The 19,380-nt window shown below is 68.8% G+C and carries 21 protein-coding genes and 1 tRNA gene; 13 read left to right on the top strand and 9 right to left on the bottom strand.

The features are described 5' to 3' along the window. Positions 1-114 precede the first annotated feature (114 nt). The 3 genes from ORI60_RS44050 to ORI60_RS44040 are packed head-to-tail and all read left to right on the top strand — an operon-like array spanning position 115 to position 2,011. Positions 115-501: a hypothetical protein gene (locus ORI60_RS44050; RefSeq protein WP_266043951.1), complete on the top strand. Its 387-nt coding sequence runs from the start codon at positions 115-117 to the stop codon at positions 499-501. Further along, entirely contained in the window at positions 498-1,217 is a 720-nt protein-coding gene (locus tag ORI60_RS44045) for a heavy metal-binding domain-containing protein (protein ID WP_266043950.1), read from the top strand. Before ORI60_RS44050 ends, ORI60_RS44045 begins: the two co-directional genes overlap by 4 nt. Further along, on the top strand, positions 1,214-2,011 hold the full coding sequence (locus ORI60_RS44040) for a heavy metal-binding domain-containing protein (protein ID WP_266043948.1): 798 nt from the start codon (positions 1,214-1,216) through the stop codon (positions 2,009-2,011). Before ORI60_RS44045 ends, ORI60_RS44040 begins: the two co-directional genes overlap by 4 nt. 90 nt (positions 2,012-2,101) lie before the next feature. On the opposite strand, the gene ORI60_RS44035 is transcribed toward ORI60_RS44040, so the two are convergent. Then, entirely contained in the window at positions 2,102-2,470 is a 369-nt protein-coding gene (locus ORI60_RS44035) for a hypothetical protein (protein WP_266043947.1), read from the bottom strand. A gap of 104 nt (positions 2,471-2,574) precedes the next feature. Between ORI60_RS44035 and ORI60_RS44030 the strand changes: the two genes are divergently transcribed. From ORI60_RS44030 to ORI60_RS44020, 3 genes are all read left to right on the top strand, one after another. Continuing rightward, a tRNA-Pro gene (locus ORI60_RS44030) sits at positions 2,575-2,646 on the top strand. Positions 2,647-2,668: 22 nt separating this feature from the next. Beyond that, positions 2,669-4,987: a hypothetical protein gene (locus ORI60_RS44025; protein WP_266043946.1), complete on the top strand. Its 2,319-nt coding sequence runs from the start codon at positions 2,669-2,671 to the stop codon at positions 4,985-4,987. Positions 4,988-5,149: 162 nt separating this feature from the next. Next, positions 5,150-5,905, top strand: coding sequence for a class I SAM-dependent methyltransferase (locus ORI60_RS44020; RefSeq protein WP_266043945.1), 756 nt, complete (start codon positions 5,150-5,152; stop codon positions 5,903-5,905). 50 nt (positions 5,906-5,955) lie between these two features. Here the strand turns inward: ORI60_RS44020 and ORI60_RS44015 are convergent, their stop codons facing one another. The 3 genes from ORI60_RS44015 to ORI60_RS44005 form a co-directional block, all read right to left on the bottom strand. Beyond that, positions 5,956-6,699 carry an MBL fold metallo-hydrolase gene (locus ORI60_RS44015; protein WP_266043944.1) on the bottom strand — a complete coding sequence of 248 codons (744 nt, stop codon included), beginning with the start codon at positions 6,697-6,699 and terminating at the stop codon, positions 5,956-5,958. Positions 6,700-7,728: 1,029 nt separating this feature from the next. Further along, positions 7,729-9,240 carry a hypothetical protein gene (locus ORI60_RS44010; protein WP_266043943.1) on the bottom strand — a complete coding sequence of 504 codons (1,512 nt, stop codon included), beginning with the start codon at positions 9,238-9,240 and terminating at the stop codon, positions 7,729-7,731. 77 nt (positions 9,241-9,317) lie between these two features. Continuing rightward, positions 9,318-9,734: a PASTA domain-containing protein gene (locus ORI60_RS44005; protein WP_266043942.1), complete on the bottom strand. Its 417-nt coding sequence runs from the start codon at positions 9,732-9,734 to the stop codon at positions 9,318-9,320. A 474-nt stretch (positions 9,735-10,208) separates the two neighbouring features. Between ORI60_RS44005 and ORI60_RS44000 the strand changes: the two genes are divergently transcribed. The 3 genes from ORI60_RS44000 (at position 10,209) to ORI60_RS43990 (ending at position 12,483) form a co-directional block, all read left to right on the top strand. Further along, positions 10,209-10,757: a TIGR03086 family metal-binding protein gene (locus ORI60_RS44000; RefSeq protein ID WP_266043941.1), complete on the top strand. Its 549-nt coding sequence runs from the start codon at positions 10,209-10,211 to the stop codon at positions 10,755-10,757. Between the two features lie 119 nt (positions 10,758-10,876). Next, on the top strand, positions 10,877-11,641 hold the full coding sequence (locus ORI60_RS43995; RefSeq protein ID WP_266043940.1) for a DUF5984 family protein: 765 nt from the start codon (positions 10,877-10,879) through the stop codon (positions 11,639-11,641). Between the two features lie 68 nt (positions 11,642-11,709). Then, on the top strand, positions 11,710-12,483 hold the full coding sequence (locus ORI60_RS43990; RefSeq protein WP_266043939.1) for a maleylpyruvate isomerase family mycothiol-dependent enzyme: 774 nt from the start codon (positions 11,710-11,712) through the stop codon (positions 12,481-12,483). Here ORI60_RS43990 and ORI60_RS43985 read toward each other — a convergent pair. Continuing rightward, positions 12,443-12,910: a DUF6326 family protein gene (locus ORI60_RS43985; protein ID WP_266043938.1), complete on the bottom strand. Its 468-nt coding sequence runs from the start codon at positions 12,908-12,910 to the stop codon at positions 12,443-12,445. The genes ORI60_RS43990 and ORI60_RS43985 overlap by 41 nt on opposite strands. Before the next feature lie 167 nt (positions 12,911-13,077). On the opposite strand from ORI60_RS43985, the gene ORI60_RS43980 reads away from it, so the two are divergent. From ORI60_RS43980 to ORI60_RS43970, 3 genes are all read left to right on the top strand, one after another. Further along, the gene (locus ORI60_RS43980) at positions 13,078-14,223 is read left to right on the top strand and encodes a sensor histidine kinase (RefSeq protein WP_266043959.1); all 1,146 of its coding nucleotides are present in this window, start codon (positions 13,078-13,080) and stop codon (positions 14,221-14,223) included. Further along, complete coding sequence (locus ORI60_RS43975; RefSeq protein ID WP_266043937.1) at positions 14,220-14,876, top strand: response regulator; 657 nt, start codon at positions 14,220-14,222, stop codon at positions 14,874-14,876. Before ORI60_RS43980 ends, ORI60_RS43975 begins: the two co-directional genes overlap by 4 nt. 81 nt (positions 14,877-14,957) lie before the next feature. Then, positions 14,958-15,569: a hypothetical protein gene (locus ORI60_RS43970; protein WP_266043936.1), complete on the top strand. Its 612-nt coding sequence runs from the start codon at positions 14,958-14,960 to the stop codon at positions 15,567-15,569. 1 nt (position 15,570) lies between these two features. On the opposite strand, the gene ORI60_RS43965 is transcribed toward ORI60_RS43970, so the two are convergent. Continuing rightward, entirely contained in the window at positions 15,571-16,233 is a 663-nt protein-coding gene (locus tag ORI60_RS43965) for a Type 1 glutamine amidotransferase-like domain-containing protein (protein WP_266043935.1), read from the bottom strand. A gap of 134 nt (positions 16,234-16,367) precedes the next feature. On the opposite strand from ORI60_RS43965, the gene ORI60_RS43960 reads away from it, so the two are divergent. Next, positions 16,368-16,994, top strand: coding sequence for a glyoxalase (locus tag ORI60_RS43960; RefSeq protein ID WP_266043934.1), 627 nt, complete (start codon positions 16,368-16,370; stop codon positions 16,992-16,994). A gap of 112 nt (positions 16,995-17,106) precedes the next feature. On the opposite strand, the gene ORI60_RS43955 is transcribed toward ORI60_RS43960, so the two are convergent. The 3 genes from ORI60_RS43955 to ORI60_RS43945 form a co-directional block, all read right to left on the bottom strand. After that, complete coding sequence (locus tag ORI60_RS43955) at positions 17,107-17,514, bottom strand: SRPBCC family protein (protein ID WP_266043933.1); 408 nt, start codon at positions 17,512-17,514, stop codon at positions 17,107-17,109. Further along, complete coding sequence (locus ORI60_RS43950) at positions 17,489-18,580, bottom strand: VanZ family protein (protein ID WP_266043932.1); 1,092 nt, start codon at positions 18,578-18,580, stop codon at positions 17,489-17,491. Before ORI60_RS43950 ends, ORI60_RS43955 begins: the two co-directional genes overlap by 26 nt. Positions 18,581-18,644: 64 nt before the next feature. Then, on the bottom strand, positions 18,645-19,361 hold the full coding sequence (locus ORI60_RS43945) for a spermidine synthase (RefSeq protein ID WP_266043931.1): 717 nt from the start codon (positions 19,359-19,361) through the stop codon (positions 18,645-18,647). Positions 19,362-19,380 lie beyond the last annotated feature (19 nt).

The raw sequence follows: 19,380 nt of genomic DNA, 5'->3' as shown, positions 1-19,380 counted from the left end.
AGCCCGCCGCGCCCACCCCGCCTGCGACGACTGGGTGATGCCTCCAGCGGTGTGGTGACGGATACGATCCGGGGACATCGATCCGCACTTGGGGGCAGGTTGCCGGACTGGGATGTGGAAGCGCTCGCAGCGAGCCTGCGGACCCGCAGCGCGGACCTGGCGCTGTACGCGGGCTTCCTGGTGAACACGCTGTCCGAGGCGCTGCCGCCGGACATGGTCGAGGTGCGGCGGAAGAACGGCGTGCTGCGGCGGGCCGACGGCCCGGTGCTCGCGGTGACCGTGCGGGTGGGGGACCGCCGGTTCACGTTGCGCAGGAAGTCGGTCGGCGCCGCGGTGGGCGCACAGATCGTCCACGAATCGCGCGGCATCGTGCTGAGCACCTCGGAGGTCGGGATCGACGCGTGGTGCCGTGAGCTCGCGGGCGCGTTGACGTCGTACGCGGCGCACCACGCCGAGGCCGCGGAACTGCTGCGCCGCATCACGCTGCCGGATCCGCGGTGAAGGAGATCGCGGCACTGCGGCCGGTCGGCTTCACCCCGCTCGGCCCGTCGAGCGGCACCTCGGTGTTCGAGACCGGCGCTCCGCCACCGCCGTGCGGGCGGAACCGGGACGGCTTCGAGGTCTACCCCGACACGGCCGCGGGCGCGCTCCGGTACCAGGGCTGGACGTCGGCGCTCGCCCGGTTGCGGGAGCACTGCGCGGTCCTGGGCGGCGACGGCGTGATCGGCGTGCGTCTGTCACAGCAGAAGCTGGGGCGCCTGGTCGAGTTCACCGCGTCGGGCACGGCTGTCCGCGCGGACGGCGAGATGCACCCCGCACTGCCGTTCACCGCGCACGTCGGGGACGGGGAGTTCGCTGCCCTCATGTCCGCGGGGTGGGTACCGGTGGGAGTCGTCGTCGGACCGGCCACCGTCCGCGGCCATCTCAGCAGGAGACGTCCGCAGGGAGACGAACAACCCGAGCACACCGAGACACTCACCCACGCGATGGTGACCGCACGGCGCGCGTTACACGACGACGCGCTTCGCCAGAGCGCGGAGGAGGTCGTGGTCGACGACATGAGCACGTGGGTCGGCAACGAGGAGTGCGGAAGCGGTGAACACGGCACCGACGTCGAAGCGCGGGTGCTGATCGCCGGCACCGCGATCGCGCGGTTCCGGCTGGCCTCGCGGCCGCCACTGACCATCATGCCGTTGCACGAAGGGGGATCCGGATGAGCGTCGAGCTGTCCACCGAGGCGATGAAGAGACTCCGCCAGCTCCAGCCCGGCGGCAAGGGGATCTTCACGTCCGACCTGTCCGTCAACGAGTTCCTGCTGGTGCGGCAGGCGGGTTTCCGGCCCCTGGGGCTGGTGCTCGGCGTGTCGATCTACCACGTCGGCACGCAGTTCCGGCGCTGGAACGCCAACCAGGAGCTCGACGTCCTCTCGCAGGCGATGTACCACGCGCGGGAACTCGCGATGACCCGCATGCAAGCCGAGGCGGAGGTGCTCGGCGCGGACGGCATCGTCGGCGTGCGGCTCAAGGTCGAGCTCAAGGAGTGGGGGAGGCACGTCGCCGAGTTCAGCGCGATAGGCACCGCGGTGAAGGCGGCGGACGGCGGGAACTGGCGCAACCACGAGGGAAAGCCGTTCACCTCGGACCTGTCCGGGCAGGAATTCTGGACGTTGCTGCAGGCCGGGTACGCACCGTCCGGCATGGTGATGGGCACGTGCGTCTACCACGTAGCGCATCGGAAGGTCGGTGCCGTCGTGAAGAGCCTGGGCCGCAACGCCGAGCTGCCCGCGTTCACCCAAGGCCTCTACACGGCGAGGGAACTCGCCATGGAACGGATGCAGGCGGAGGCGACGGCCCTGGAGGCGGAGGGCATCGTTGGCGTGCAGTTGTTGCAGCACAACCACAGCTGGTCCGGCCACGTGACGGAGTTCTTCGCGGTGGGGACGGCGGTGCGGCCGATTCGCGACGACCACAGCATCCCGGCTCCGCAGCTGGTGCTCGGTCTGGACTCCTGACCGCGAGCCGAGCACATTGTCCGCTCATCGGCGTGAGGGCGCGTTCTGGGGCTGTTCACAGGCAAGCTATGGCCATGTAGGGCAAGGGGCCTACTCGAGGCAGCGCAACCACACCACACGCGGTCCGGCGACCCCCTCCTGGTGGGCCTCCACATCCACGATGCCCAACCGCACACGTGTCTTCACGGCAGTGTCGGTACCGACACAAGCGGGCCCGTCCGTACCGTCGTGCCACACGTTGTCCCGGCCGGCCCACGACGCGCCGACGATGATGTAGCCACCGTCACGGGTGTCGTCGCTGTTGTGCAATGCGATCGCCGTCCCGCTCGCGTTCGGCATCGCCCAGCCCTCGACGACATCGGCGGTCGCGGAGTGCCGCGTGGTGAACCCCCAGGCCCCGAACACGGCTGCGGCGACGACACCCACGGCCACCGGCGCAACGAACCGCCTCGTTTCCATTGCTGTTTCCTACCAGCCCACCTTGGCGACCGCTCCGCGGCATGACCGGACGTCTGGTAATTCGAGAGCGGCCGGTGTGCGTGATCGATACGATTCGCGCGCATCATGGAGTAGATCAGTGGTAGATCACCCCGCTCGGGACGGGGAGGGCGCGGGTTCGATTCCCGCCTCCATGTCCGACGAACCGTGGAGTCCGCTGTGTCCGACCAGATCCACACCGCTTCGCCGGGTTACGCCACCGGTCAGTTGGCGCGGGCGTTGGCCGCGGCGATCTCCGCGGGCACCGAGGCCGACCGCGAGCGGGCGCTGCGGAAGGTGCGGCGCTGGGAGGACGTCGTCAGCGGAATGGCCGACGGCGCGCTTGCGGTCGGTTCCCGCACCCCGGTCGCGGACACCCCGGCGTGGGTGACGCTCGAGGTCGCGCACGGTGGCTTCGCGACCGGCAGGTACCTGGCCGAGGTGCCGCTGTCCGAAGACGAGACCGCCCGCGTCGCTTCCCTCCCGGACGAGGTTCCAGGCGGCAACGAGCGGGAACGGCTCAACCTGTGGTACCTCGGCGACGCCGGTCAGGCCGAGCTCTTGGACGCGGTCCGCGCCGGGCATTTCCGGGTCGAGGTGCCCGAGGACGCGGCGCTGCCCGTGGTTGCCTTGCTTCTGGACCGGGGTTTTCCGGAGCAGGCTCTCGATCTGGTCGCCGAGCTGCGGCCGCTGATGCACCGGCTGCGGTTGACGCCGCGCTTCGAACCGGTTGCCCGGCCGTCGGACTCCGCCGTCAGGCTGGCTTCGGTGCGGGATGCCGCCGCGTCCCTGCGTGCCGTGCGGGTGCCTGCACAACTTGCGAAGATGCGCGCCGCGGTGACGGTGTGGGATCCGCTGTACGACCGGCTGGTGGCGTTGTGGTGCCGCACCGTCGACGGTGAGCTGCCGCGGCTCGGAGAGGACGGATCTGTGCACGGCGGCTGGCCGTGCCGGACGTGGCCCGCGGACTGGACGGCGGCCAGGGCCCAGTGGCTCGCGGACTTCGCCGACATGTGCCGCACCGTGGCACCCTCGGGAAGGCAGACCAACCCGAAGAACAACTTCGCGAGACTGCGTCGCGCGCTGGAGGCCTGCCCTCACGGCAGCCTCGGGCTCACCGCGCGGGAGGTGGGCTGGATCCGCCGTGCCATCGCGAACACGGTGAGCCGCCGGGGAGCCCCGGAGACAGAACAACGCGGCGCGTGGCACGCCGCTCGAGCGGCGACCGTCATGACGCCGACGAATGCCGCGCTGGCCCGTGTGCTCGCGTCCAGGCTGGACCGGTTCCCGGCTGACGGCGGTCTGCCGTCGCTCGACGTCGCGACGGCCGCGGTGTCCGAAGCCGAGACGACCGCCGAGATTCCCTGCGGCACAACGATGCCGGACCGTCTGGTGCACAAGGCGGCGCGGGCGCTCGAAGCGCCCGCGGACGAGTTGGTGCGCCTCGGCGTGATCACCTCAGGGGAAACGCTGGCGGCCGTGTTGCCGCAGCTCACCTCGCGGCTGCTCAGCGCGGCGATCGACGACCCTGTCGTGGCGGGACTGCACGAGCAGACCTACACGGCATTCCGCCGCCGCCGCCGCGGCCTGCTCCTGCTCAACCTCGAGCATCAGGTGCAGTTCACCGAGCTTCCCTGGGTCCAAGCCCTCGCCTCCTTCAAGTCACCCCAGCCGGACAACGCCGCAGCCGCTCGTCGCGCCCTGCGGCAGATCACGATGCTGGCACTCACCGCGTTCCCGCACGCATTGCTGCCGAATCCGCTGGTGACCGAGATCAGGACGCTGGCGAAGCAGGCGGAACTGGAGCTGCCCCTCGTGGAGGAGGTGGCCGCGGACATCTTCATGGGCACGTTCACCACCAAGTGGCGCGACGCCGCCGCCGTGGCGAGCCGTCTGCTGTCCGGCACGCTCTACGCGAACTACTACGACCTGCCCGCGGACTGGTCCGAGCCGCAGCGCACGGTCCTGCGCTGGGGCAAGCGAACAGCAGCGGACTTCACCGAGCTGTGCCGGCAGCGGGCGGGCACCACCGGTGGCTCCACCGCGGCCAACGGCATGCTGCTGGAACAGAGCCAGATCCTGACCACGCACAACCTCGCCGTGCTGGTCGACGCCCTGGACCTGACCGAGGAGCTGCGCGAACACGCGCCGGGACTGGCGGGGCGGACGCTCAGCTGGATCGTGCGCAGGCAGGCCCAGCGCACGGACCACCTGCACGCCGCGCTGATCAAGGTGAAGAACACCGCGTACGCATGGCGCCAAGCCCTCTTCCTGCTCAGCTTCTGCGAACCCGGCGTGCAGATGTCGCTAGCGGTGAAGTTGGGCACCGAGCTTCGCGGCAGTCGGCTCGTGCCCGCAGTAGAAGGGCTCCTGCAAGTGCTCGAAGGAGATCGTTTCACACCGGCCGGAACGATGCGACGCGGCAATGGCAGGCGGTTCCTCGGCTGGGCCCGGGAAACGAACCCGTTCCTGGGCTACGCCGGTGGCAAAAGTCAGTAACAACGGTGCAGGGCTCGCCAGAACGAGGCGGACAGCGTGGTCGATTGCCCGTCCAACCGCAGGAGGCAGGGGCACGAGGGTCGGTGTAGCGGCCGAGATGCGCGGTCGCCGCTGACCGCAGCTGATGTGCCACCGCGAGTGGCCGCGTGACGGAGGTAGTAGTTGACGGGCTATGACGCGCTTGCCGAGGTGTACGAGTGGCTCATCTCCGATGCGAAGCTGGCTCCGGCCGAGTTCGCCGCGTCGTTCGACGACGTCCTCAGTGTCCTGCCGTCGAACGCCCACGTCCTCGATTGCTCGTGCGGAACCGGACAGTTGGCGGTTGGCCTCGCCGGTCTCGGCATCCAGGTTGTCGCAACCGACGCCAGCGAAGCGATGGTTCGTCGGACTGCGGAGTTGTCTGAGGAGTTCGGTGCATCTGTCCGGACAGTGCGGGCGGCCTGGGAAGAGTTGCCCGACCATTTTGATGACGGCACCTTCGACATGGTGTTCTGCGTCGGCAACTCGCTGCATCATGCCGTGGGCGCTAGGGGCAGGGTTGCTGCTCTGGAGTCGATGTCACGGCTTCTGCGCCGTGGCGGGCGCTTGGTGCTCACCTCCCGCACATGGGAACTCGTGAGGGCCAGAGGTTCCCGACTGGACATCAGGGACCGACTCGTCCGCCGGAACGGTCGCGATGCCGTCGTGGTCTACCGCTGGGAGATTCCACCGCTTTGGGAGGAGGAGCACCACATCGAGATCGCGGTCGCGCAAGTTGATGCGGCTGGGTCGGTTCTTGTCCGCTCGGAACTGCTGTCGTGCTGGCCCTACCGGTACGACGAACTCGAAGTCGAGTTGCACCGGGTCGGACTTCGGATGGAAATGAGCACGTTCAACCCCGAGGCCGAGAACTACATGGTGGTGGCGAGCAAGGTGTAGAAATCGGGCTCAACCACCCGGAAAGCTGTGTGGGGAACGAAGGCCGGGGATCAGATCGGGTCGAGTGGGACGACGAGGTCCTCGTCGGCGATGAGCACTTCCCCGTTGAAGGTGGATCGGGCTGTTGCCGCGGAGGCAGGCCGATCGGTGCCGGGCCAGAAGTGGGTGAGCATCAGTCTGCGCGTGCCGGCCCGGGTGGCCCAGTGCCCTGCTTCCTCGGCGGAGAGCAGGTTGCGGTGGGGCTGTTGCAGTTCGCCTTTCCTGTCGGTGGCGTCAACGATGTACAGGTCGGTGTCTCGACCGAGTTCGGCCAGCAGAGGGTCGGGCCCGGTGTCGCCGGTGTAGGCGAGCGCGATCTGGGCGTTCTGCAGGCGGACACCGACGTTGGGCACGTAGTGGGGTAGCAGGACGCCCGTGAGCTCGAACGGGCCGATGCTGTGCGTTCCGGGCAGCTCGTGGACGTCGAACACGGTGTGCAGGTCGGCCTCCGGTTCCAGACCGCTGAGACGGCTCAGCACGCCTGGTGTGCAGTACAACGGCAGCCTGGCGCCGTTTCCTCCGTAGAAGCGCATCCGGAACAACCCGTGCAGGTCGATGCAGTGGTCGGGATGTTCGTGGGTGATGACGACGGCGTCCAGGGCACCGTCGGGGCAGTGGCTCAGCAGCCGCGGCAGGGTGGCGTAACCGAGGTCGAGAACGAGGCGGAAGCCGTCCCATTCCACCAGGAACCCGCTGCAGGCCCTGCCCGGTTCCGGATAGGCGCCACAGCTTCCGAGCACCGTGACTTGTCGCATCAACACAGCATGCCGACTCTGCTACGACGACGTCGACCGCGTGATCGCTCATCGGCACGGTCGGATGCTCGTTCAGCGCGTGCCTGTCTTGTGTTGGTGAGCCGGAAGCGGGCGCTGCCGAGGTGCTCGAGGTTGAGGTGCGGGGATGCCCCTTCGGCCAAGGTGCAAGCTGGTGGGCGACAAGCCAACGGCCTACGTCCGCGTTTCGCAATTTGATGCAGGCTCGCTGAACGAACGGACGAGGCCCCCAGCTCAGGCCGGTTCAAGGACTCCTTCTCTATGAACTATGGCACCGATGCCGCGCTGAACTGCGGAAACAGGACTCCGGCAGGTTGGCGCGGTTCCGTTCAAGTCCATTGAGGACTGGTCTGGGGCGTTCGACGCACGGAGTTGCTCGCAATCTGCTCCCCGGCCGTGCTCCCAAGATCCATCAGCGGGGTCTCGCTTGAGGCAGTCACGTGCACTCGGCAGCATGACAGGACGTTCGCAACGATACGAACAGAAAGCTCTTCCGGCTATTGTTGCGACTGAAGGCCACGACCTCATGCGCGACTACGAGGCCGAACAGGTCGACACGGACGAACGGCAAGAAGCACTTCATCGCCTTGTGGCGCACTACCGGCACAACGCCGACAACGCCCGCGCCCTGACGAGGCGGCGGCCGGTTGACCAGGGCTGCCCCGGCCTGGGTCTGTTCGGCCGCATTCGGCTAATTCGGCAAGTGGAGACTGGCACCTCGTTCCCCTACGTGATGAGGGTGTCCGGAGCGGCCTCATCGCAGGATGGTCAGTACGTCGTCAACGACGTAAGCGGCGGAATGCCGTGCGTGAGTTCGCGGTCGACCGCAGCACGCACGTTGCGGGGTCGCCGTTGTCAGGAGCATTCCCTGAAGGCGCATGCAGATGATCAGCGTCCACTCGCCGCACCACGATCATGGTCTTGATTCCGCAGCCCGCGTCGGTGTTGATGGAGAAGCAACCGGGAGGCCAGTCGGTGTCCCTTGGCGCCGATGTAGAAGGGTGAGGCCCCCTACTTCCAGCCGATGAAGGCGACTGAGTGCTGTGTCTGGGGAAGCGTGGTGACCTTGGCGGGCTGTGCGGAGCCGTCGAGCGGTACCTGGAAGACGTCCAGGGTCTTGCCCCGTTCGGCGGTGAAGATCGCGGTCTTGGCTTGAGGGTCGGACACCGCGGAGCGGATCACGTAGTCGGTGCGCGGGGTAATAGGGACCATCTGGCCCTCGGTCGAGGGGTCGTCCGGGCCCGCGAGCTTGATGCCAAGAGTGTTGGGTGCATTGACCGGCGCGCCGATCTGCAGGCCCCGCGACTTGTCGACAACCCAGACGACCGGGCTGGAACTGGCGGAGTCGAGCACACCGCCGACCGGCATCGGGATCGTGAGCACCATGCCGCGGTCCAGGCCGCTGGAGTTGCTGCTCACCGATCCATCTGGCATCACAAGAACTTTGCCTACCGTATTCTCAACTTTCTGCGAGCGCAGCTTGGCCTTGGTGTCTGGGTTGATCCATACGAACTCGTTGGTGGTCTTGTCGAAGTATCCGAAGTTGCCGTCCTGGTTGAACACGGCGTTGGAGTGCTGCGGCTGAGCAGTGAAACCCCCGCCCGTTCCCGCCAGCAGGGCTGTCAGGTCAGTCATCGTGCCGTTCGTGGCGTCGATCCAGCCGACGTGAGTGCTGTTGGTCTCGCTGACGCGCAGGTTGACCGCCATGCGGTCAAGATCGGGGGTAAACACCTGGCGGGCAAAGTAAGACGACAGCGTGGTGCCGGAAGCGCACACGCTCCACGTGGTCTTGGGGCCGGTCGTGGCGCCCACGGAGGAGTTCGCGGCGCTGAACTCGGCGATGGAGGCGGACACACCGGTGGCGGGGTCCAGAGTGGACAAGGTTACTGCGGTCGCGGTGCAGGTCGCCAGCAGCGGACCATGCGGCGCCCGGGAGGGGGGTGAGGTGGTCGTAATAGTGGCCGCCGTCTCCGCCGTCGTTGTCGACCCGGTTGTGGTTGTCAGACCTGCAGGTGCGGCCGCTGGTTGTCCGCTGCACCCCGCCAAGACCACCGCTGCTGAGGCAGCCGAAACGCAGGATCGGAATAGTCGCAAGAACATTGGCACTCCGGAATCAGTCTCTGGCTGGGCTGCCATCAAGCAAGTCATCGGTAACAGCGAAACGGTCTGCTGTGCGAGTAGGTGACACGGCGACATCGACACGTGCAGCACCACCGTTTTGCTGCCTGCGTCGGCTTTCGTGCCGTACTGGCCGCAGGCGGGGTTGGTCTCGATGCTCTCCACCACGAACTTCAGCCCGCACGACGCTTCGGTCTGGCAGTTCAGACCGCCCTGCTCGCCGATCTTCTGCGGGATGAACTCCCGCAGAGTCAGGCTCGGGCTCGGCGCGGCCGTCGACTTCGAGGTCGGCGCAGGGCTGAGGCTCGGGTTCGGAACAGACGACGAAGAAGTCGACGCTACTGGTGCAGCGGCGCACCCCGCCACGAACGTGACGAGCAGGGTCAGTGCGGGAACGAAACGCATTGGTCGGCCTGTCGCAGAGGCCCCCGGCATCGTCACAACGAGTCACCTGACTTGCCGCGGAAGTGGACATTTCGCCGCTAGTCGATCTTTTCGGCGGATAGGAGGATCTTTGTGTTGCAGTCGACGACCGTGCCAGCCGCGACGTTCTGCTTCGTGGTCTTCCAGTTGCGATCGTTGATGAGCAGTCGGCCCTGGCCGCTCGCGTCTTCCTCGGCCAGGAGGAACAGGCCGGCCTTCTGGATGGTGTCCTGCGCGGTCTGGTGGACCAGGCCGACGACGTTGGGAACGGTGCAGGTCTTCGTGGCCGGTGCGGGCGCGGCCGTGGTCGTTGCGGCCGGTGCCGTCGTTTGGATCGTCGCGGCGGTGGTCGCTGCCGGTGATTCGGGTGTGCTCTCGGCGGTCGTCGAGGACGGCGTGGTTCCACACGCGGTGGCGGTGAGCAACAGCAGAATGGTGGCAACGGCAATGCGCATGTGTGGCCTGTCGTAACCCACCAAGATCGTGTTACACAGTGTCACCAAACTGGGCGCGGGAGTGGACATGACGCACGGCCAGTTGCGACGTCACGGCCGCCCTCCTGGCCGAGCAGAGGCCTGTCTCCCGCTCGGAGGCCGACCTGCACCACGGAGCGGACTGCGGGTTGGGTGTTCGTCGAGTCCCGGACCCGCCTTTCGCGGGTCTGCTCGAACATCTGGCGGAAATCGGCCGCTGCGTCGGTGTCCATGACTACGTCCCAGTCCAATCGCTGCCAGACCATGCGAAGGGCACACGCATCGCTCAACGTTGCGAAGTCCGCACATCCGCATGACAGCGCACTTCGGGACCCGAAGACTGCCCGACAGCTGTGGGGTGGACGCGCTGGAACGGTCACTTGGGGGTGAGGCGGCGCCCGTGATGTGATCGATGAGTTTCGGACCTGTCGACGGTCTGCATTCCGACCGCGTCTGCCGGATGTGTGGAGGAAACCTGTGATCGATCTGAAGCCGGCCTGCCATCGGATGGTCGAGGTGTTGCAACGCGTGACCGATGATCAGCTCACGAGTTCCAGCCCCTGCGCCGAATACACCGTTGCCGATCTCATCGACCACGTCGACCTGGTGTCTCGGGGCTCGGCCGCGCTGGCACGCCGGGATTCCGGCGAACTGCCGGACACCGGGGGCGCGGACTCCAGCCCTGGCTGGCGCGACGGCGTCGCTCGACATGTGCTCGCACTGGGAGAGGCGTGGGACGAGCCGGCGGCCTGGCAGGGCAGGACCGACGTGGCGGGGCTGGAGCTGTCCAACGAGGTGTGGGGCAAGATCGCGCTCACCGAGCTGGTCGTGCACGGCTGGGACATCGCCAAAGCCACTGGCCAGCCCTTCGACCTGCCCGAGCACACGGTGCGAGCCTGCTTCGACCACGTGACCGAGTTCGTCCCGGTTGCCCCGGTACCGGCCCTGTGGGGTCCCCCGGTGGCGGTTGGGCCGGACGCCACGTTGCTCGACCAGATCGTGGCGATCACCGGCCGTGTTCCGTAACGCGCATTTCTGTGAGTGACGCTCCGGCAGCGTCCGAGGCTGGGTTCGGCGTGCCCGGAGGCGGGACAGCAGGGGCAAATCGCTCGACACCTGTCCGAGACCGCGGACAGACTGCGGAGGTGATCCGTTTCAGGTTCCGTCTCAGACCGCTGGCCGATGTGGAGCCCTGGGGTGATCAGCGCACCCTGCACTGGTTCGCTTTGACGGACGGCTGGTACTGGATCGAAGTGGACGGTCACAGGTTGTTCCACCACCCGGCGGACGGCGACACGGGGTCGCCCTCACCGGTCGACCACTACGTCGTCCGCCTGTGGGAGGACATCCAGGAAGTGTTGCCGTCTCTGCTGGAACCGGTGCCCGCGGATCTCGTCCACCTCATGACCAGTGATCATGACGCGTGGTACGAGGCAGCCGCTGAGGACGAGGAGGCCGCCCTCGACTGGTACAGCGGCCACTTCATGTACACGGGCTACCTCCTCGCCTCTCCGGACGTGGTGTGGTGGCGATCGGTCACCGACCGAGACGTGGTCACCGTCGACTGGCGGCACCGCGCCGGGCGCGGGCTCGACTGCGCCGTGCCGAGGCAGGGACGGGCGAGTGTGCCCACCGAGATGTTCTTGCGAGCCGTGGAGGAGTTCGACCGGGAACTGATCGCCGCGATGGACCGGCGCATCGCCGAGATCGAGGCCGGCGGGCTGGGACCGGACATCCGCCTCGACCTCGAGCAACTCCGCCGCGAACACTCGCAGCGTTCGGGATCACTGGCTGCCGCCTTGCGGCGCGCACCCGCGACGGACTGGACAGCCGTTCGCGAGGGCGTCGCGCGCATCTTCTCGACGCGGATGCCGCAGCCACAGCCCTGCGCGACAGATCCGGATCACTGACCGCGGCATGGCATGACCCCGCAGACCTGGAGAGGAACACACGCGCGGGTTCGGGAGTTGGGGATGGCATGACCCCACTCGTGGACCGAACGATCACCGTTCTGCGCGCCGAGCACGACGTCCTCGCCGGCCTCGCCCGCACCTTCACCGACGAACAGCTGGCCACCACCAGCGGCGCGTCGGAGTGGACCGTCGCCCAGGTCCTGTCCCACCTCGGCAGCGGTGCCGAGATCGGCCGGGCGCCGATCGCCCGGGCCGCAGGGGAGGCCGTGGAGGCCGAGGACAACCAGACGATCTGGGCCCGCTGGGACGGGTCCGCGCCGCGCGCGCAGGCCGAGGGTTTCCTCGAGCACGACGGCCGGTGGCTCGACATGGTCGAGGCGCTCACGCCCGAGCAGCGCTCGTCGCTGACCGTCGACCTCGGCTTCCTGCCGGAGCCGGTCCCGCTGCTGACCGCCCTGGGCATGCGGCTCAACGAGGTGGCCAACCACTCTTGGGACGTGCGCGCGGCCTTCGACCAGCACGCCGGGGTGAACGCCGACTCGGCCGCTGTGCTCGTCGACCTCCTGGCCGGGCCCATGGGGTTCCTGCTGGGCTTCCTCGCGAAGCCCGCCGAGATCTCGGCGCCCGTGTCCGTCGCGATTCCCGGCGCCGGGCTTGTGATCGACGACGCCGTCACCGTGGTGGACCACCTCGAGGCACCGTCCGCGACGTTCAACGGGCCGCAGGAGGCGTTCGTCCGCCTGGTCAGCGGCCGTCTCAAGGCGCCGTACGACACCGGCGTCACCGTTGAGGGCAGCGTCACGCTCGACGACCTGCGTCGCGTGTTTCCCGGCTTCTGACGGAGGGCGTGACGGCCGGCCACCTCCAGGCGGTTCGGGCGATGAGGACCAGGAGCACCACTTCGACGAGGCTGCCGAGGAAGTAGTAGACCCACGTCTCGCCGATGCACGAAGCGACGATGGTGACCAGGTAGAGGGCGCTGACGACGAGGTTGACGGCGCGGTTGACCCGTGGTCTGAGCAGGAGCGTCAGAACCACCATCAGGATCGGCGGCAGGATGTAGATCAGGGTGCCGATCAGGAACCCCTGGTTGACCGTGAACGCCGTGTTCGCCACCTTGCCGCCGAGCGCGGCGTCGAGGACGTCAGCGCGGAAGAGCCCGAAGATGTCCACGTAGGCGAACACGAAGAGCATCGTGACCCACAGGGAGCTGAGCACGAGCTTCACGTCGACCGGGGTGTCCTGGTACTGCCTTGGCTTCGTCACGGGATCTGCTCCTCTTGTTGGGCGAGGAGGTCAGTTTCATCGCGCCGGGTTCCTGGCACACCGGGGTCTCGGCCAGAGTTGCCCTGGCCGTTCGGCCAGGGCTGGACCTGCCTCTTCGGGCGGTCCGCGGTGTCGTCCGAGTCCCTATCCTCTGCCTGGTGAGCAGAATGCCCGGCTGGCCGCGGATGGAGCCCGACGGCGAGAGACCACCTGTGCGCGTGTGGCGCGACTGGGTGCTCGTCGCGGGGGTGGCGGGGACGGCGGTGGCGGAGGTCGTCGTGCGCGACGACATGGTGTGGCGCCCCGCAGGCGTCGTGTTCGGGGTGACGTTGGCGCTCACGATGCTGTGGCGGCGAGTTCGCCCGCTCGTCGCGTTGGGGGTCGGGTTCGGCGGGTTGATGGTGGCCGACCTGGCCGCGTTCTTCGTCGGCGGTCAGCCCTTTTCCCCGTACGCCGGCATGTTCGTCGTGGTTCTCGTGTACTCGCTGTTCCGGTGGGGAACCGGGCGGCAGACCGCGATCGGGCTGGCGGTCGTGCTGCTGGAGTGGCTCGTCGCCGTGACGACCGACTTCCCCGGTGTCGTCGACGCCGGCGGCGGCCTGGTCGTGTTGTTGTTCCCCGCCGCGCTCGGCGTCCTGGTCCGCTCCCAGCACATCGTCCACACCCAGCGGTTCGAGCGGATCCGGTTCCAGGAACGGGAGATGCTGGCACGGGAGCTGCACGACACCGTGGCTCACCACGTGTCCGCCATCGCCATCCAGGCACAGGCGGGACGGTTCCTGGCCGGTTCACGCGACCTGGACGGCGCCGCCAGGGCTCTCGAGGTCATCGAGGGGGAGGCGTCGCGCACCCTGACCGAGATGCGCTCCATGGTCGGGTCCCTCCGCCGGGGCACCGGCGCGCCGGAGGTGTTCGCCCACCGCGGCATGGCCGACATCGAGGACCTGGCCACCGCGGAAGGGGACCGGGGGCTGCGGATCGACGTCGAGCGGTGCGGCGATCTCCACGACCTGCGCCCGTCGGTCGAGGCGGCGCTGTACCGGGTCGCCCAGGAGTCGATCACCAACGCGAAGCGCCACGCGCGGCACGCGACCCGGGTCCGCGTCCTCGTGGACGGCGGCACCGACACCGTGCGGCTGAGCGTCAGCGACGACGGTGAGCGCGCCCTGTCCAACTCCCGCGTGCCGGGCTACGGGCTCGTGGGCATGGCTGAGCGCGTGACGCTGCTCGGAGGAACCCTCGAAGCGGGCCCGGGCCCCGACCACGGCTGGACGGTCCACGCGGTGATCCCGAGGCGGGAGGCCCTCGCATGACCATCCGCGTGATCATCGCCGACGACCAGGACATCATCCGGGCGGGACTGACCACGATCCTCGACGGCCAGCCCGGCATCGAGGTGGTCGGCCAGGCCGCCGACGGCAACGAGGCCGTCGCGCTCGCCCGCCGGCTGCGGCCCGACGTGTGCCTGTTCGACATCCGGATGCCCCACCTCGACGGCGTCGAGGCGACCCGCCTGCTCGCGGGACCCGACGTCGAGGACCCGCTGGCCGTGGTCGTCATCACCACCTTCGACACCGACGACCACGTCAGCGGCGCCCTGAAGGCGGGTGCCAGGGGCTTCCTGCTCAAGGACGCGGGCCCCGCCCTGCTGGTCCAGGCCGTCCACGCCGCCGCCGAGGGCGACGCCCTCATCGCCCCGAGCGTCACCGCCCGCCTGCTCACCTGCTTCGCCGACTCCGCGTCCTCCTCGAAGCGCACCGGGCCACTCGTCGCCCTGACCGACCGGGAGGAGGAGGTCGCGCTGACCGTTGCCCAGGGCCTGACCAACTCCGAGATCGCCGACGAGCTCCACATCAGCCTCAGCACGGTGAAGTTCCACCTCGCGAGCCTCATGAACAAGATCGGGGCCCGCAACCGCGTCCAGATCGCCATCTGGGCGTACGAGACCAGGCGAGTGCGTCCCTGAACACGCAAGCCCGCCCCATCGGCTCGCCGGCCTGGCAGTGTGTGAACCGGTGGTCACTGCCGAGGGACGGAGGTGGTCGGCATGCGTTCCGCCGGAACGGCGTCGTGGTCGATCAGCATCGACCAGTGGGACTTCCAGCTGGAGTGCGCGCTGTGGTTCCGCGCCGCGGAACGGATCGAGGTGCGAGCGGACGGACCGGTGACGGGCCCGCCGGACGTGGACCCGCTGCCCGAGCCGTCCGCGGCCTCGGCCGGCGAACTGGTGGAAGGCTGGCTGTGGTGGTGGCGGACACTGCTCGACAGGCCCGCGCTCACCTCGTCGCCGGCACAGGCGGACCTGGCCCGCGTCAGCCGGCTCAGCCCACCGGACTTCGAAGGCCTCGCGGACCATCCGGCGCTGCGGCACGTGGTCGTCGCACGGTGGAGCGAGGCCAACGCGTGGCACTCCGCCCGCAAGCAGGCCGGGGTCGAGGCACTCCGTGCGAGACGTGGGCGAGAGGGCGCCGTCGTGCAGGCGGTGGAGGCCGAGATCGGCCACAGGGCCGCGCCGTTCTCGTTGCGGATCATCGTGCTGCCGGTCGTCGACCAGGAGATCCGCTCGGCCGGGAAGCTGACGTTCCTCGTCCCCGAGCGCGTGCACGCGACCAGCGCCTACGACGACTGGCTGCGCAAAGTCGTTCGCGCACTGGCCTGAACTACGAGGGGAACCGCTTCCAGCGCCCCTCGGAGACGACCTCGACGGTGCCGCCGGCGACCTTGATGGCCGTCTGGTCGTCGATCGCGTAGGCAGGCCCGGCGATCTCGGCCGCCCACCTCTCGGCGGCGGCCATCGTGTTGTCCGGCAGGAGGCCGAGGTGCGGGAAGATCGAGAAGTCGACGACCCCGAGGGCGCTGTCGCTCCCGCCGGGTGCCGTCCACTCGACGAACTCCTCACCGATCCGGGGAGTCATCGCCATGCTCCCGGCACTCAGTCCCACCCAGACGGTGTCCCGCAACGAAGGCAGCAGGTCCGCCAGGCCGGACTGCCGCATCCAGTGGCACAGGTACAGCGCGTCGCCGCCGGCCACCAGCAGGACGTCGGCCTCCCGCACCCAGGGCACCCACCGCTCCTCGCCGATGCTGGGCAACGCCGTCAGCTCCAGGACACCCAGCGACTTCCACCCCAGGTCGCACAGGGGGAGTGGCGTCTGGCCGGTGATGAAGCGCCAGGCCGAGGCCGGCCCGCACATCGGGTGGCCGTACTGCGCCGTGGGAACGCACAGGGCACTGGAGGCGGCGATCGGCCTGCCCAGCAGGTCGGTCAGCGCATCGCGGATGCTCGCGTTCGTGACGCCTGCGGACGTGAGAAGAAGCCTCACGCTTGCCTCCTGTACGTAGCCACTCAGGGATTCGGGTGCGTTGGAAGACAGACCGGACACCACAGCGGAACTCATCGCCGTCCGGTCAGGAATCGAGAAGCACCGGTCCCGGGGTGGCGCCTAGCGTTTCCGGCATGACCTCACTCGACGCGATCACCCTCGAAGTGGCCGACCTCGCGGCCGCCGAACGCTTCTACGCCAACGCTTTCGGGCTCGGCTCCCGCCTGCGCCTGCGGGCCTCGCAGGAACCGGCCGCCGGCTTCCGCGGCTTCACGCTGTCCCTCACGGTGGCGCAGCCCGCGGACGTCGACCTGCTGATCGGCGGCGCGCTCGACGCCGGCGCGACCGTGCTCAAGCCCGCCGGGAAGGCGTTGTGGGGCTACGGCGGGGTCGTGCAGGCGCCGGACGGCACCATCTGGAAGGTCGCGACCTCGGCGAAGAAGAACACCGGACCGGCCACCGGGCAGATCGGCGACGTCGTGCTGCTGCTCGGCGCGACGGACGTGGCCGCCAGCAGGCAGTGCTACGTCGACCAGGGCTTCACGGTGGAGAAGAGCTTCGGCCGCATGTACGTCCAGTTCGCCGCGGCAGGTGCCGTGAAGCTGGGGCTGTACCGGCGGCGCGCGCTCGCCAAGGACGCCGGGGTGGCGCCCGAGGGGTCCGGTTCGCACCGGGTCGTGATGAACGGCGCCGGCGACTTCACCGACCCGGACGGGTTCGCGTGGGCGTCAGGGCAGCCGGCCGGCCGGCTCGGCGCGTGAGCGGATACCGAGCTTCGTGCAGGCCTCGCGCAGGTGGTGCTCGACGGTCTTCGACCTCAGGAACGACGCGGCGGCGATCTCGGGTGCACGGCCTACGAGCAGCTCCGTGAGGTCAGCCGGTCTGCCGGTCGTCGGCCGCCGCGGTCTGGGTGAGCACGGCGACCGTCTGCTCCAGCCCGCGCTGCACCTCGTCGCCCTGCGCCTCCCGCACGCTGTGCAGGCTCACCGTGATGCGCGACCGGCCCGCCGCCACCTCCTCGATCTGGAGTTCGCCGTGGTAGTCGTCCGGGCCCTCGGCGCCCCATTCGAGCGTGCGTCGTTCGGCGTCCGGCCGCACCCACGCCTCGCCCTCGACGTGGTGGCCGTGCACCTCGGCCTCGACGTGCACCTGCTCGCCGCCCTCTGGTTCGGCCGCGGTCATCTGCGGGAAGTAGCGGGGCAGGTTCCGCGGCTCCGCGAGGAAGCCGAACAGCTTGTCGGCCGGGATGTCCGCCTCAGCTGTGTGCGTGTACGTCGTCATGGCGGTCCGGGTACCCGGTCTCCCGCATCGCGAACACGTCCCTCGTCCGAGCCACCTGTTCGTGCCATCCGCGCTGGTCGCGGCGGAACACGGGCACGACGAACGCGCCGCCGACGTACAACGCCACGACGGCCAGGTCCCACCAGCCGATGCCGATCAGCGGTGACACGACGGTCGCGTAGGCCAGGAAGCCCGTGAAGCCGAGCAGTTCGCGCAGGGCGAGCTGGAACGGGTTGGCGCGTGAGCCGTCCTCAGCGCGGACCCGGTAGTGCAGCAGCACCCCGCCGATGGTCATCCCGTTCGCCGCCGCGGGCAGCACGACCCGGAACGCCGCGAGCACGCACACCGCCCAGCGCGGATCCGAGTTCAGCACCAGCTTCGCGATGACGATCACCAGCACGAGCTCGGAGATCAGGCCGAGGATCCGGCGCGGCACGGTCACGGTGTCGATCGGCGCGGCCGACTCGTCGGACGAGGGCAGCCGGGGCACGACGAACGCCGCCGGCGCCATCATCCAGCCCAGCAGGCCGCCGAAGGTGTTCGAGATCAGGTCGTCGACGTCGGCGATGCGGTACGGGCACGGGTAGAAACCGAGGTTGCCGGTGAACTGCACGACCTCGATGGCGAGCGACAGCCCGAGGCTGATGGCGATGACCGCGAGCGGCCCCTTGCGGTAGGCCTTGCGCAGCACCACACCCAGCGGCACGAACAGCGCGACGTTGAACAGCTGCTGCAGGAACGCTTGCGACTTCACCATCGACAGGACGCCGGAACGCCCGTTCGCCGCCATGTTGTTGCTCATGTCGGTCACCCACTGGAACGGGACCGTCGACAGCATCTGCTCGCCCGTGCACAGGTTCGCCACGTCGGACGGGAACGGCAGGAAGATCAGCGCCAGCGCGACCAGCCCGTAGGCCAGCAGCCCGTACAGGACGAACGCCCGCCGCGGTTCGACCCGCCGGAATCGGAAGTAGTGCAACAGGACCAGGGGCAGGAGCACCATCGAGCCGACACCCACGAACGCCAGGAAACCGGTCCGGGCGGTTTCCCAGTACGACGCCATCATGAGCCGTCCAATGCCCGTTCACGCGGAGCGCCAAACCACGATCACCAAGGTTGCGGCGAATGGATCAACGGCGCTTCGCGAGGTAGACGGTGTTCGTCGATTCCCTGTCCTGCAGGGGATTGGGGAAGGTGACGACCTCGGCCCGCACGTCGGTGAAGACCTCCGCGAGGGTAGCGGTGTACTCCGCCTCGGGCGGGTCGTTGGACCACAACGCGAACACTCCGCCGGGCGTGAGCAGCGCGGCGAGGCGCCGCGTGCCCTCCGCGGTGTAGAAGTCGGCGTTGGACGGGTGCAGCAGGTGGCGTGGTGAGTGGTCGATGTCGACGACGAGGGCGTCGAACAGCCTGCCGGGCGCCGCCGCGTCATACCCCTGGCCGGAGCGGGTCAGGGCGAAGAAGTCGCCGTGCACCAGACGGCACCGCTCGTCGGCCGCCAGCGTCGTCCCGGCGGGGATCAGGCCCTGCTGATGCCACTCGATCACCTCGCCGAGGGCGTCGACCACCAGCAGCGAGCCGACGTTCGAGTGCTCCAGCACCGTCTGCGCCGTGTAGCCGAGCCCGAGGCCGCCCACGACCACGTTCAGCGAGTCCCCGGACAGCTCCGCGAGTGCGAGGTTGGCCAGTTCGACCTCGGCGACGGTGAACAGGCTCGACATCAGGAATTCGTCGTTGAGCTTGATCTCGTGGATCTCCCTGCCGGTGCCGGGTTCGAGCCGGCGCCGCAGGGACAGCTCACCCAGCGGGGTCTGGCGGTAGTCGAGTTCCTGGAAGCGCGCACTCATGCGGCGGCACGCTACCCCG

The sequence above is a fragment of the Lentzea sp. NEAU-D7 genome, from assembly GCF_026242055.1.
Taxonomy (GTDB): domain Bacteria; phylum Actinomycetota; class Actinomycetes; order Mycobacteriales; family Pseudonocardiaceae; genus Lentzea.
This window is presented reverse-complemented; position numbering and strand designations above follow the sequence as displayed.